Source organism: Psychrobacter sp. R86515, assembly GCF_042466315.1.
Classification (GTDB): Bacteria; Pseudomonadota; Gammaproteobacteria; order Pseudomonadales; family Moraxellaceae; genus Psychrobacter.
In genome coordinates, this window is sequence record NZ_JAXHCC010000001.1 from 561,821 (window position 1) to 576,336 (window position 14,516).

11 protein-coding genes and 1 rRNA gene are annotated in these 14,516 nt (G+C 44.1%); 6 read left to right on the forward strand and 6 right to left on the reverse strand.

The window, feature by feature from the left end:
* Positions 1-10: 10 nt before the first annotated feature.
* Together SJY28_RS02360 and SJY28_RS02365 are read right to left on the reverse strand one after the other, a co-directional pair.
* Positions 11-1,549 (reverse strand): 16S ribosomal RNA (locus SJY28_RS02360).
* A gap of 684 nt (positions 1,550-2,233) precedes the next feature.
* Positions 2,234-2,800: a DNA glycosylase gene (locus SJY28_RS02365; RefSeq protein ID WP_379544894.1), complete on the reverse strand. Its 567-nt coding sequence runs from the start codon at positions 2,798-2,800 to the stop codon at positions 2,234-2,236.
* A 482-nt stretch (positions 2,801-3,282) separates the two neighbouring features.
* Between SJY28_RS02365 and upp the strand changes: the two genes are divergently transcribed.
* Positions 3,283-3,942, forward strand: coding sequence for a uracil phosphoribosyltransferase (gene upp / locus SJY28_RS02370; RefSeq protein WP_057761878.1), 660 nt, complete (start codon positions 3,283-3,285; stop codon positions 3,940-3,942).
* A gap of 73 nt (positions 3,943-4,015) precedes the next feature.
* A complete protein-coding gene (locus SJY28_RS02375; RefSeq protein ID WP_379543302.1) occupies positions 4,016-4,765 on the forward strand; it encodes an SDR family NAD(P)-dependent oxidoreductase in 750 nt (249 codons plus the stop codon).
* 69 nt (positions 4,766-4,834) lie between these two features.
* Here SJY28_RS02375 and SJY28_RS02380 read toward each other — a convergent pair whose 3' ends face one another.
* Positions 4,835-5,515 carry a hypothetical protein gene (locus SJY28_RS02380; protein WP_379543303.1) on the reverse strand — a complete coding sequence of 227 codons (681 nt, stop codon included), beginning with the start codon at positions 5,513-5,515 and terminating at the stop codon, positions 4,835-4,837.
* Between the two features lie 223 nt (positions 5,516-5,738).
* Here SJY28_RS02380 and SJY28_RS02385 point away from each other — a divergent pair, with 223 nt between their 5' ends.
* A complete protein-coding gene (locus tag SJY28_RS02385; protein ID WP_379543304.1) occupies positions 5,739-6,707 on the forward strand; it encodes an alpha/beta fold hydrolase in 969 nt (322 codons plus the stop codon).
* 87 nt (positions 6,708-6,794) lie between these two features.
* Here the strand turns inward: SJY28_RS02385 and SJY28_RS02390 are convergent, their stop codons facing one another.
* Positions 6,795-7,022, reverse strand: a complete 228-nt coding sequence (locus SJY28_RS02390) for a DUF1653 domain-containing protein (protein WP_379543305.1) — start codon at positions 7,020-7,022, stop codon at positions 6,795-6,797.
* Positions 7,023-7,121: 99 nt separating this feature from the next.
* Positions 7,122-8,333 carry a tyrosine--tRNA ligase gene (gene tyrS, locus SJY28_RS02395; RefSeq protein WP_379543306.1) on the reverse strand — a complete coding sequence of 404 codons (1,212 nt, stop codon included), beginning with the start codon at positions 8,331-8,333 and terminating at the stop codon, positions 7,122-7,124.
* Positions 8,334-8,476: 143 nt separating this feature from the next.
* On the opposite strand from tyrS, the gene SJY28_RS02400 reads away from it, so the two are divergent.
* The 3 genes from SJY28_RS02400 (at position 8,477) to SJY28_RS02410 (ending at position 12,302) form a co-directional block, all read left to right on the forward strand.
* Positions 8,477-9,835 carry an anhydro-N-acetylmuramic acid kinase gene (locus SJY28_RS02400; protein WP_379543307.1) on the forward strand — a complete coding sequence of 453 codons (1,359 nt, stop codon included), beginning with the start codon at positions 8,477-8,479 and terminating at the stop codon, positions 9,833-9,835.
* Positions 9,836-9,988: 153 nt separating this feature from the next.
* Positions 9,989-11,323 carry a beta-ketoacyl-ACP synthase II gene (gene fabF, locus SJY28_RS02405; RefSeq protein ID WP_201580099.1) on the forward strand — a complete coding sequence of 445 codons (1,335 nt, stop codon included), beginning with the start codon at positions 9,989-9,991 and terminating at the stop codon, positions 11,321-11,323.
* Between the two features lie 130 nt (positions 11,324-11,453).
* On the forward strand, positions 11,454-12,302 hold the full coding sequence (locus SJY28_RS02410; protein ID WP_379543308.1) for a hypothetical protein: 849 nt from the start codon (positions 11,454-11,456) through the stop codon (positions 12,300-12,302).
* A gap of 138 nt (positions 12,303-12,440) precedes the next feature.
* Here SJY28_RS02410 and SJY28_RS02415 read toward each other — a convergent pair whose 3' ends face one another.
* The gene (locus SJY28_RS02415) at positions 12,441-14,258 is read right to left on the reverse strand and encodes an aminopeptidase P family protein (protein WP_379543309.1); all 1,818 of its coding nucleotides are present in this window, start codon (positions 14,256-14,258) and stop codon (positions 12,441-12,443) included.
* Positions 14,259-14,516 lie beyond the last annotated feature (258 nt).

Sequence of the window (14,516 nt, forward strand, 5' to 3'; positions counted from 1 at the left end):
AATGCGTCTATAAGGAGGTGATCCAGCCGCAGGTTCCCCTACGGCTACCTTGTTACGACTTCACCCCAGTCATCAACCACACCGTGGTGAACGCCTCCCCGAAGGTTAAGCTATCCACTTCTGGTGCAATCAACTCCCATGGTGTGACGGGCGGTGTGTACAAGGCCCGGGAACGTATTCACCGCGGCATTCTGATCCGCGATTACTAGCGATTCCTACTTCATGGAGTCGAGTTGCAGACTCCAATCTGGACTACGATAGGCTTTTTGAGATTCGCATCACATCGCTGTGTAGCTGCCCTCTGTACCTACCATTGTAGCACGTGTGTAGCCCTGGTCGTAAGGGCCATGATGACTTGACGTCGTCCCCGCCTTCCTCCAGTTTGTCACTGGCAGTATCCTTAGAGTTCCCGGCTTAACCCGCTGGTAACTAAGGACAAGGGTTGCGCTCGTTGCGGGACTTAACCCAACATCTCACGACACGAGCTGACGACAGCCATGCAGCACCTGTATTCTAATTCCCGAAGGCACTCCCGCATCTCTGCAGGATTCTAGATATGTCAAGACCAGGTAAGGTTCTTCGCGTTGCATCGAATTAAACCACATGCTCCACCGCTTGTGCGGGCCCCCGTCAATTCATTTGAGTTTTAACCTTGCGGCCGTACTCCCCAGGCGGTCTACTTATTGCGTTAGCTGCGTCACTAAGTCCTCAAGGGACCCAACGACTAGTAGACATCGTTTACGGCGTGGACTACCAGGGTATCTAATCCTGTTTGCTACCCACGCTTTCGAGCCTCAGTGTCAGTATGATGCCAGGAAGCTGCCTTCGCCATCGGTATTCCTTCAGATCTCTACGCATTTCACCGCTACACCTGAAATTCTACTTCCCTCTCACCTACTCTAGCCTAACAGTTTCAGATGCAGTTCCCAGGTTAAGCCCGGGGATTTCACATCTGACTTATCAAGCCACCTACGCTCGCTTTACGCCCAGTAATTCCGATTAACGCTTGCACCCTCTGTATTACCGCGGCTGCTGGCACAGAGTTAGCCGGTGCTTATTCTGCAGCTAATGTCATCGTCTCCGGGTATTAACCGAAGAGTCTTCTTCACTGCTTAAAGTGCTTTACAACCAAAAGGCCTTCTTCACACACGCGGCATGGCTGGATCAGGGTTTCCCCCATTGTCCAATATTCCCCACTGCTGCCTCCCGTAGGAGTCCGGGCCGTGTCTCAGTCCCGGTGTGGCTGATCATCCTCTCAGACCAGCTACAGATCGTCGCCATGGTAGGCCTTTACCCCACCATCTAGCTAATCCGACTTAGGCTCATCTAATAGCGAGAGCAGTAAACTGCCCCCTTTCTCCCGTAGGTCGTATGCGGTATTAATACGAGTTTCCCCGTGCTATCCCCCACTACTAGGTAGATTCCTAAGTATTACTCACCCGTCCGCCGCTCAACGCCTGGTAGCAAGCTACCATCGTTTCCGCTCGACTTGCATGTGTTAAGCCTGCCGCCAGCGTTCAATCTGAGCCATGATCAAACTCTTCAGTTTAATCTTGCTATGAAGCTCTTTAAAGAAGCTTCTAAACTTGGCTCATCTAATCTGGCAAAATCGCTAAAAATTATGTTCGTAATGAATTAACTTTGAGTTTTTCTGCTGTCTTAAATGATAATTTTTATAGTTAATAATCTTTCCGAAAAGAAAAGATAGTCAACTTTATTTTTTAGCATTCTGAATCAGCAAAAATCCACACAAGTTGTTCTTTAGTTATGCTTTTAAATAATGTCTGACACTGTCGTCCAGTGCTAGTATTTCAAACTAAACAAGTCAGCCAATGCGGCTTATCCTATTTAGCGAGCTGACCATCATATCATGTTTTAATAGTCTGTCAACTTCTTTTTTTAATTTGTTTCAACAAGTTAACTGGGTTATTAATGTGTAATCTACACACTAGCTACTTCCAGCTCGTCTTGATGAGGTGCGTATTATAGACGGTTTATCTTTTGTGTCAACCCGTTTTATTAATGTTTTTAATCTTATTTTAGGAGATAAATAAATCTGTATTTCTTTCAATGGGTTATGATTTAATTAATTTCGATAGGTTTAAAGACTAACTAGAGATGTGCTATTTACTATACTTTCTAACATCAAAAACGTTTAAGTTTGTTAGATAAATACCTTTTACTATCTTTGAGCTTTACCTTCGATTAGTGCAACCATTTCTCTATTTCCATTTTATAACTTACCCATTTTTTCGAAAAACGCTTTATACGCAGCGACTTTCTTATCCAACGATAGCGGATAAGCACGTGAAGTCGACGGTAACCTATATAGGGTTAGATTACTCACATCAGCTTTCTGGTTATCTATACCCTGCCATTGATAAGGGTAGTCCATACTTTGATTGGTTTTTGGATACTTTGATTTGGCAATTGGCTCATCTAATAACCCAAGTAGCACTTCGGTCGCCTTGCCTCCTGTCGTAAACAATGACTCTACCTTTGGCACTTGCGGTAAGATAACCTCTAGATCAACAGGTGTAACCACCGTTAAATTTTTATCCGAAGCATTACCCGTTTCGCGGATAGCTTGCTTTACTGTCGGACAAGAAGCGATACCACGTTCAAACATAAAATCACGAATGCGCTCAGGATCAAAGCGCTTCTCATCGTCTACTCTAAAATAGTCAGCATCATCAAAAAACACTCGACCATATATTCGCCACATATCATTATAAAAATTGGGATAATGAAAACTCATTGTCCATTTATCAGCAGTCGGCGGAAAAGTACCCATCATCATAATGGTGGCATTGAGCGGCAGAACAGGCTCAAAAGGATGCGTTTCGACGTCAACAGCGCTGTTTTCGGCTAATGGCGTCTCTGTATCGATGTTTTTTTGGATGCTTGGTGTTTTTATAGTCATGATATTCTTCATCAGAAAAGCGGTTTTTTTGGTATCATAGCAAGTCTAAACACTACCTCACTTATAATCACGTTATATAGTCAAACTTAGTCGGTTCAATCAGTTGACTTAAGATAGCGCGATATCATTTTGCTTAGCCTGAACTGCTTAGGCTTTGATGGCAGCTGTGAACGCAAATATTGTCATTGCGATAAATGAGCACTGGCGTAAAGTAGTTTATTAGTTTAATTGTAAAGGGTTTCACTTTACTATTTATAAGCTAAGAATATGGTTAAAGTGCGGTAAGTGTTTGTATCTTTTATACTAATAGCAACCGCAGTAACTGCGCAAGCATCAGACAAGAAAACAAGAGAGTACTTATGAGTGACTTAAACAGCGATTTAAAAATTACGGTAATCGATCATCCACTAGTCCGTCATAAACTCAGCCTTATGCGCGAAAAAGACTGTAGTACTTATAAATTTCGTACATTGACCAAAGAGCTTGCGCGCTTGATGGCTTATGAAGCAAGCCGTGATTTTGAAATCGAAACTTTCCCAATGGAAGGCTGGTGTGGCGAAATCACTGGTGAGCAAATCATCGGTAAGACGGCGACGATCGTACCGATTTTACGCGCAGGTATCGGCATGCTTGATGGGGTGCTCGACTTGATCCCTACTGCTAAGATTTCTGTGGTCGGCCTACAACGTGATGAAGAAACGTTGCAGCCAGTACCGTTCTTTGAAAAATTTGTCAGTCACATGGACAAACGTCCTGCGCTGATCATTGATCCAATGCTAGCCACAGGCGGATCAATGGTTGCGACCATCGAGATGCTAAAGAAAAACGGCTGTACTAATATTAAAGCATTGGTATTGGTGGCTGCACCTGAAGGCGTACGCTTGGTAAACGAAGCGCATCCTGACGTGACTATCTATACCGCTGCATTAGACAGCCATTTGGATGAGCACGGCTACATCATCCCAGGTCTAGGCGATGCTGGTGATAAGATCTTTGGTAAGCAGTTATCCAATAGATAAGTCGCATTAGGGTAAATAAAGCCATCATCAAAGCTATGGCAACAGCAGACAGTATCAACAATAAGGACAGATCATGAACGTATTGATTACAGGAGCAAGCGCGGGTTTTGGTAAAGCGTTGGCAGAGCGCTTGGTTGCTAACGGCCATCGCGTGATTGGTTGCGCCAGACGCCTTGATAAACTGAATGCTTTGGCAGAGACTTTAGGTGAGGCTTTTTTACCCGTGGTTATGGATGTGAGTGATACAGTTTCTATCCCTCACATCATTGCTGACTTGCCTGATGATTTTAAACAAATCGATGTCTTGGTCAATAATGCAGGATTGGCACTGGGTACAGAGCCTGCTCACAAGGCCAGTCTTGATGACTGGGTGCGTATGACTGATACCAATATTAAAGGCTTGATGGCGCTGACTCATGCGGTCTTGCCAGCGATGGTCGCGCGCGATAATGGTTATATCATTAATGTCGGTTCGATTGCTGGTAGCTGGCCTTACTTTGGTGGCAACGTTTACGGCGCAACTAAAGCATTTGTAAAACAGTTCAGTTTAAACTTGCGAGCAGATCTGATTGGCACCCAAGTGCGTGTGACCAATCTTGAACCTGGTAATGTGGCTGGCACTGAGTTTTCAAATGTGCGCTATCACGGTGACGATGACAAAGCTGCCAAGGTGTATGATGGCTTTAAAACCATGACAGGTGAAGATATCGGTGATATTTTGTTATGGCTAATTGAGTCACCTGCTCATATCAACGTCAACCGTCTAGAAGTAATGCCAGTCGCCCAGACCTATAATGGATTGACGATTGCCAAGCAAAATTAATATTAACTGCTCAGCTAGTTATAGTATCAATGTTGATTATAGATATATCACTTATCAACACCGAAGCTGTTAGCGTATCTCATAAGATCGAAGCAATATAGAGTCATCTATATTGCTTTTTTTTATGTCTTCAATAGCTTGCTCATTGACCAAACGCAAATCCTGAAAGTCCAAAATCAACACTTCGTTACGCAGACGTTCGCTAGTGCGCTTATTATGACGTATCGCAAACCCTAATACTTGCTTACCAGTGATGGTTATCTGATTAATAATTAACTTTGAAGTATTCACGGTCAGCTTTTGTGCCAGATTCTGAGACATTTTCTGAGCATTTATTATTGCCGTTGCTGGATTCACCGTAGTGGTTAACGTCTTATTCTGTCGTACACTTTTGGGCATCTCTCCTGCAAAAAATAATACCTGATTGAGCGGTAAATACTGCGCATGCCGTACTAATTCTTGTCGGAACAATGCAGGCATATCTATATTAAAACTGTCTTCTGTCTGTTGATAAAATGCGGTAAAGTTACGATGCAAATAACGCCCGAACACCGTAGTATTAATCCATTCTTGATAGACATCGTCTGCCAATAACTGCTTGGTAAAAGCACTGGCATCAATTGTGATATCCCTACTCAAAGTAGCAGACAACATCGATAGCAAAAGCGCCTGCGGACTGGTAAGTGTCTGCTGCTGCCACACTTGTGGATATAGGCTACTATCGAGTAATGGTAATGTTGATCCACTCATAAACTTGTATCCTCAACAATCATTTCCAGCCCCTACATAGCACTGGTATAGTCTCACTGTTGACTTTTACCCTTAGCCAAATTCTATGCTATGGTCAGGCGACAGCTTTAATATAGCAGTCTTTTATTCGCGGTATAACTATTTTGTAGCGGTGTATTCTACCGCAATACTTTTTTAGCTAAGTTGACCGAGACAGCTTGAAAAATCAAAGAGATATCACTCTATGAAAAAAGACCTCATACCCTTTCCTACTCCCTACCAGCTAAAGACCATTACTGTCCAAACAGCTGATGGAACGTTGCTGCCCGTCTCTGTCATCGGCAAAGGTAAACCTGTTATATTAATGCACGCTTTCGGTATGGATGCGAGGCAATTTTTGCCATTTATTTTACCGCTCATTCAGGATTACTGTTTTTACTTGCCGCATTTTAGAGGGTTTGGTTTGGCCAGTAACCTAACGTTGCCAACGTTTGATTTTATTGAGCAATATGCACAAGATACCCAAGATGTGTTTGAATACGTGAGCAAAGAAACTGGCTTTGAGGCTTTCCCTGTTGCCGCGATATCGATGGGAGCATTGGTCATGTGGGCATATTTTCAGCGCTTTGGTACTCAGCGCGTGAGCCATTATCTGAACATTGATCAAGCACCGATTATTCATAATCAGCCAGACTGGCAAGGTGGCGGTGTATTTGGCACACGACAAACCGGATTGTTTGCGCAATTTACACAGCTAATTACCGACACTACTCCTTATCTACAAGCCGAGCAAATGGTTGACTTCCGTCACCTGCCCTATCGATTAAAAGTAAATTTATTAGACATGGAGCGCTCTTTTTCTCTGCTCTCTGTCAATAGTAAACCTTCGCAATTGCTGGTAAAAGCCCTCAGTTATCGGGCACCGCACAAAATCTCATTAATGGAGCATGCGACTTGGCAACACAAACTGCGCTGCCTATCGGCTTATGTTGCGCTGCCCTACGATTACCGCGACGTTTTGCCAACAGTCAATATTCCGACTACCTTACTGATTGGTGCGCGCTCGCAGTTATACAATGCAGAATGGCAACAGCGTTTGACCACTCTGCTGCCCAATGCGCACAGTATTATTTTGCCAACATCAGGGCATGCTGTACCGATGGATGCACCAGTTAGTTTTTATAAAGTATTGAAAGAGTTTCTGAACGCTTAATTATGGGTTTTTAATGATGCACAAAAAAAACGACCTCAACGGGTCGTTTTTTAGGCGCTAAATTCAATCTAAATCATTGGCTAAGTATTAATCATTCAATAGTTTAATCAATTCAAAGCGTGGTATTTCCTTACCATCAACCGTGACCGTCTCAGCGAACATGTCTAATGGGCGAACCCACACGCCATACTCACCGTACAGACAACGATATACCACTAGCGATTCTTCGGTTTCTGAATGCTGCGCCGTATGCAATACTTGATAAAGACTACCTTTATAGTGGCGGTAAATGCCTTGGGGGATGGTTTTAGTCATAGCAAACTCCTACTATTAAAAAATGGCTACTAATCATCGCTTCATAAAAAAGGTCGACAATTACTGCCGACCTCACTTTCAATCATTTTTATAGATTATCTAACCAACCGTCACTTTTGCATAAGCTTTTTTGCCTGCTTGAATTACGACCGTCTGACCTGAGGTTAGACTAAAGCCACCATCAACGACTTCGCCATCTACTTTGACCGCGCCACGTTTTACCATGTCTTTGGCAGCTGAGTTGTTTTTAGCGAGCTTAGCTTGGTTCAAGATCTGGGTGATAAATAACGCATCTTGCCCTTCTAGATCTAACATAATTTCTGGCAAGTCGACTGGTAGCTCGCCATCTGCTAAAACGTTACCAGCAGATTTGTGCGCATTAGCAGCTGCATCAGCATCATGGAAACGTTCGATTAACTCTTCGGCTAAGATACGTTTGATTTCTTGTGGATTACGGCCATTTTCCATGTCTGCCATCAAGCCTTCCACTTCTTCCATTGGCTTAAAGCTTAAAAATTCAAAGTAACGATGGATTAGTGTGTCCGGCATAGACAGGATTTTTTGATACATGGTGCCTGGTGCATCATAGATAGCGACATAGTTACCCAATGATTTGGACATTTTATTGACACCATCTAGCCCTTCTAAGATTGGCACAGTGATACAAACTTGTGGTTCTTGGCCATAGCGTCCTTGCAGCGTGCGACCCATTAGCAAGTTAAAGGTCTGATCGGTACCACCAAGCTCAACGTCTGCTTTTAGGGCGATAGAGTCGTAGCCTTGTACTAGCGGGTAGAGAAACTCATGGATAGAGATGGGCGTTTGTGATGCATAGCGTTTTGAAAAGTCATCACGCTCAAGCATACGCGAGACGGTTTGCTGACTGGCCAGCTGAATCATATCAGCGGCACTCATGTCATTGAACCACTCAGAGTTAAAGACCACGCGGGTTTTTTCTTTGTCCAAGATTTTAAATACTTGCTCAGCATAAGTCGTTGCATTGGCTTTGATTTGCTCATCAGTCAACGGTGGACGCGTGCTGTTTTTGCCAGAAGGGTCACCAATCTTGGCGGTATAATCGCCGATTAGAAAATAAATCTCATGACCCAAATCTTGAAAATGCTTAAGCTTATTGATCAGTACCGTGTGACCCAAATGCAGATCTGGTGCGGTAGGATCAAAACCAGCCTTGATACGTAGCGGACGATTGAGCTTTAGCTTAGCCACTAAGTCATCTTCAGATAATATCTCTTGCGTACCGCGCTGAATAAGGGCCAGTTGTTCTTCTAGGGTGTAAGTTTGATTGGTCATGATGCTCTCTATATATCACTTTAATTGGGATTTTTATGAATGACGGTTACTGGCTCAACACCTTAGGAAGTTTAGAACCTCAAAAGGTCAGAAAAAATGCTAGAATTTGACGGATATACTAGCGTTTTTTAAGGTAAATTGCCATGACCAACCCCGCATCGATTGCTGATACTGACCATAATGTCCTCGCAGACTTGCTTATGAATAATGGTTTGGATAACCCTTCAGACGATATTGATGATTTGACCTCTGATAATTCGAACTATGCCACCCTAACTGATGCACTTGAGCAAACGGTATTTGAAAGCTTCGATGATGGCTTATATGTCGGCATGATGTCTGGCACCAGTTTGGATGGTATGGATACTGTGCTTTGTCAGTTTAATCCTGCGATAAGCAACGAAGACAATACCCAACCACCGATGCAACTACTGGCGACCTATAGCCAAGATTTTCCGCCACGTCTGCGTGAAGTGCTACTGGCATTATGTCAGCCGAATGGTGTGAATCAACTCGTATCAGAGGTCGATGAACCAAACAGTGAGTTGGATTGGTTCGGTTGGGCAAGTCGCGCGTATGCTGAGTTCGCGAGCGAAGTGGTCAATACGCTATTGCAACAATCAAATACCGATCCTGAGTCAGTACTAGCGATTGGCTGTCATGGACAAACCGTACGCCATCGCCCGCAAATGGGATTCACGTTGCAACTGGTTGATGCCAATATCATCGCTGAACGCACAGGCATCAGCGTGGTCAGTGATTTCCGACGTCGTGACATGGCAGTTGGTGGTCAAGGTGCGCCTTTAGTACCTGCGTTTCATCAGGCACTATTTGCCAATCCTGATAGTACCCGTGTGCTATTAAACTTAGGTGGTATTGCTAATATAACCGTCTTGCCAGCCAGTGAAGAAGTTCAAGTTGTTGGCTATGATACGGGACCTGCCAACTTGTTATTGGATGCATGGACCTCGTTGCATACAGATAACTCTTATGACGCAGGTGGCGCTTGGGCGCAGTCTGGAACTATCATTGAGCCATTATTAAAGCAACTTTCGGAACATCCATTTTTTGCTCAGGCTCATCCAAAAAGCACCGGCCGTGAGGACTTTAATTTAACTTGGTTGCAAGATAAGCTACAGGCTTTTGAGCAAGCCAATGCTAACATCAGTTATTCAGCAGCCGATGTACAAGCAACCTTGACTGAACTAACGGCTATCAGTGCCAGTACGCAAATCAACATGTTTGTCAGTCATTCAAAAAACAGCTCGGTTTATGTTTGCGGCGGCGGCGCGTTGAATGACTATTTAATGACGCGTCTGCAAGCACACCTGCCCCATTGCACAGTAAAAACTACTGAACATTTAGGGCTTGCGTCAACATGGGTAGAGGCCGTTGCTTTTGCGTGGTTAGCCAGACAAACATTGATGGGTGAAACTGGTAATTTACCAGCGGTAACTGGTGCAAATAAAGGCGTGGTATTGGGTCAAGTATGTTTTGCCTGACCAGTTAAATTTTAGTTTACATACGTGCACCTATGTGTTTTATAATGACTTTTGAAACGCCATCCTCTTAGGACCTGTAAGTATAGGATATATCGCATGAGCCAGAATAGTAGTTCACCTATCGACCAAGCCACCACTGATGACACAAATAATATGACTGCAGCACCTGTACATAAATCGCGTCAAAAACCACCTCACTACGAGCGTTCTGATGATACGCGTGTGGTAGTCACAGGTATGGGTGCCATTACGCCGCTCGGTCTAGACGTCGATAGCTCATGGACCAAATTGCTCAATGGCGAGAGTGGTATCTCACCGATTACGCATTTCGATGCCACCGGCTACCGTGCGCAAATCGCAGGCGTGATCAAAGATTTTGATGCCAAGCAATATATGAATGCTAAAGATGCGCGTCGCTATGATGAGTTCATGCATTATGGGGTTGCCGCTTCGGCAATGGCCCTAAAGCACGCTGGTTTTATCGAGGAAGTCAGTGCTGCTGATGCGCCTGTGCAAGGCGTTGACCAAGATCGCTTTGGTATTATTTTAGGTTCAGGTATTGGCGGTATCCAAACGATTGAAAACAGTCGTGATACCCTACACGAAAAAGGCGCAGGCAAAGTCTCACCTTTTATCATTCCAGGCTCTATCGTCAATATGGCCGCTGGACTAGTAGCAATTAAGCATAAGTTAAAAGGCCCAAACCTTGCGACATCGACGGCTTGTACCACGGCGACTCACGCTATGGGTCTTGCTGCTCGTTTGATCGCTTATGGTGATGCTGACGTTATGTTGGCAGGCGGTAGTGAAAAGGGTTCTAGCCCACTTGGTATAGCTGGCTTTAGTGCGATGCACGCACTATCTACGCGCAACGATGAGCCAACCAAAGCCTCACGTCCGTTTGATAAAGGTCGTGACGGGTTTGTCCTTGGTGATGGTGCTGGTGTGGTGGTATTAGAAAGCCTTGCCCATGCCAAAGCGCGCGGTGCAACGATATTGGCAGAGCTAGTCGGTTTCGGTATGAGCGACGATGCCAGTCATATTACTGCACCACCAGAAGACGGTAGCGGTGCGGCAAGAGCGATGCAAAATGCACTAAACGATGCTGGTATCGAGTCATCAAGCGTCGGTTATGTCAACGCTCATGGTACCAGTACCCCTGCGGGTGACGTGGCTGAGTCTATTGCTATCGAAACTGTGTTCTCTCCTGTAAAAGACAGCATTTTAGTTAGCTCAACCAAATCGATGACTGGTCACTTACTTGGTGCCGCTGGCGGAGTTGAAGCCATCTTTACAGTACTAGCGCTACAGCATCAGCATGTACCACCTACGATCAATCTAGACGATGTCGAAGACAACTGTAATCTTGATTATGTGGCTAATCAATCACGCAAAGTTGATAACTTGCAGTATGCAGTATCTAACAGCTTTGGCTTTGGTGGCACCAATGGCTCATTGGTATTTGCTCGCTGGCCTATCAGTCAATAATAGCTACCTATCTACAGCGCAGCGCATGGTAATGAATGCGTTGTAACGTTGGTGTCAGATTTGCTACGTTTGTCCACTTGCAGCCCCTTATCGTACTTGCGTATGATAAGGGGTAATTTTTGGAACATTTATGGAAGATACCATGTCAAGCTACTCATTTTCCCATCAGTTTTATCAACGCTGGACGTGTGCACCTGAGCCAGTACGCGCAGCGATTACCCAAGAACTAAAAGACATCACTACTCTGCTGCAATCTGAAACCTCATTTGAAGATTTTACTTTTAATACCCATGATTTAGATGCGCATGTAGACGAGCTATATGACAACTACAATGCCGAGCAAGCCATTGCGAAAGCTATCACAGACAAACAAGAGCAAGAAGACGCAGCAGCTGCAAAACAAAAGCTAGAAGACGAGCAGAAGAAAAAAGAAGCAGAAGAAGCCACACGCAAGACAGAAGTAACTCGAACAGAACAAGAGAAAAATGAGCAGGCAGCGTTAGAGAAAGACAATGACAAAGAACTGGCTACTAATAACGACGTAGTTAAAGTAGACACAGATAAAGTCGTGGCAGATAGCGCTGTTACTGACGGTTTTGTTACTGATAATTCTAGCGCAAAGAATGAAAAAGTAGCATCAGAAGCAAAAAATACTGAAGGCAATGCTAACGATAATAAAAATGCTGATAACAAAACCATTAGCGAACAGGCACATACACTTAGTGATAACCACATTAAAGATATTAGTAATAAAGCCAGTGCAGCGATTAATTTGGCATTAAAAGACGCGAAGCTAGATGCAACACACCAACAGCTAATCCGCGAGCTAGAAACACAGGTCGATGACTATCTAAGTGAGCAAATGATGTTAATGTCTGAAAACCTAAAGTCTTGGCTACGTGCTGAGGTCACTCAACACTTTAGCGAACAGAATGACTCAACTACTAATAATGAAGCTGCTAAGAAAAGCATCCACTAACAGTGATTATTTTTCAGTATTAAACCTACAGTTAGAAACAGCCGCTCAGTAGTAAATACTAAATAACGAACACTAAAAAGCCCCGTAAATTATTTACGGGGCTTTTTAGCACTTTTAGTTAATGTTTTGAGCTTGGTATTAAATGGCTTTGGTACGTTCAGTCAACCATTCAAGCGCTGCGCCTTCAACACGATCTTTTAGCTCTGCGAAGACTTGGCTATGATAATCATTTAGCCAATTAATCTCAGTTTGATCCAACAACGATGGCTCAATCAGACGCGTGTCAATTGGGCAATAAGTGATGGTCTCAAAGTTCAAGAAATCACCAAACTCTGTCTCAGTAGGCTTAGCAACTGGCGTATTTACTACCAAGTTCTCGATACGAATACCCCATTTACCTTCGCGGTATAAACCTGGCTCATTACTAGAAATCATACCGACTTTCATCGCGCGCTCTTTTGGCGTGCTGGCGCTATAGGCGATGACTTGTGGGCCTTCGTGTACATTCAAGAAATACCCAACGCCGTGACCTGTACCATGGCCATAATCCATCTGTGCTTGCCACAATGGCGCACGGCAAATAGCATCGATCAACGGTGAGGCGATACCATCAGGGAAATGCGCACGAGCTAGCGCAATGTGGGCTTTTAGCACAATCGTAAAGTCGCGTTTATGCTCGGCAGTAACTTGTCCAATACCAACTACGCGGGTGATATCAGTCGTACCATTTTGATATTGTGCGCCTGAGTCAATCAGTAGCAATCCGCCTTTGCCCTCGGCCACATCAAGGTAGCTGAATTTTTCTGGCGTTGCACGGTAATGTGGCAATGCGCCATTTTCGTTAAAGCCTGCGATGGTTGGGAAGCTTGGCGAGACATAATGCGGCTGACGACTGCGCACGTCTATCAGCATACTATCAACATCTAGCTCACTTAAACGCTCGCCGTTTGCTAGACGCTGCTCAAATGTAGCAAAAAACTCAGCTAAGGCAGCGCCATCTTGACGCATCGCTTCACGGACATGATCGATATCTGCATCTGATTTTACAGATTTGAGTAATGTACTAGGCGCCATTTGCTCAATGAAGCCAACATCATCTGCCATTTTTGAGAGCGTACCTACTGCGACTTTGCTCGGATCTAACAGTAGTAAATCGTCTGGTGTTAATGCACTCAATGCCTCTTGCGCAGCAGAATAGTCAGCCAATGTGATACCACTGTCTTTTAAACTCTGTGCAATATCTTCGTTTACTTTATTAATATCAACAAACAACGTTGCTTTATCTGCGTCAATCAACATATGTGACAAAAATACCGGATTATAATCAACATCAGCACCGCGCAAGTTCGTCAACCAAGCGATATCGTCTAGACTTGAGAGTAAATGATGGGTCGCACCTGCTTCTGCCATGCCTTCGCGCACTGCAGCCAGCTTTGAGGTGGCAGACTGAGCAAGGAACTGCTCATCATGAGCGTATAATTTGGCCGCTGGTAGTGCTGGACGATCTGTCCAAATCTCTGTCAGCACATCACGCTCAGTGATCAAAGTAATGTCATTGGCATCAAAAGCATTTAGCAGGCGATCTTGCTCAGCAATAGATAGCACATTGCCATCTACTGCTACGCTATCCCCTTCTTGCAAATGCTCAGCTAGCCAGTCGATATGATTTGGCTGACCTGGCGCAAGCTTTTCTAAAGTAATACCAGTACCTTCTAACTGGTCGGCAGCATGTACCCAATAACGGCTATCCGTCCATAGACCTGCAAAGTCAGCAGTCACGACGAGCGTGCCGACAGAACCGGTAAACCCTGACAACCATAAGCGTGCTTGCCAGTACTCTGGTAGATATTCAGATAAATGTGGATCAGCAGAGGGTACGATGATTGCGGTGAGATCTTGCGCGGCTAAAGTGCTACGTAAGTTAGCAATACGTTCGTGAATGGCTTGTTTATTCATTGAATGTGTCCTTATAGAAATTATAAAAATATGATGATGGCGCGATTATTTACAATCGTCTTGTTCTAATAGTCGTCTTGTTTGAGTTCTTGATACTGCTTTAGTTGTAATAAAATATTTATTATCGATAGCAATTATTCAAGCAAGCAAATTGTCTACTTATTTAGCTATCTAATTATGTCTGTTTAGGTAATTACTTCTACCTATTGAGAGTATAAAATTGAATTAATATAGGCTTATAAAACGCTGTACTGCTGT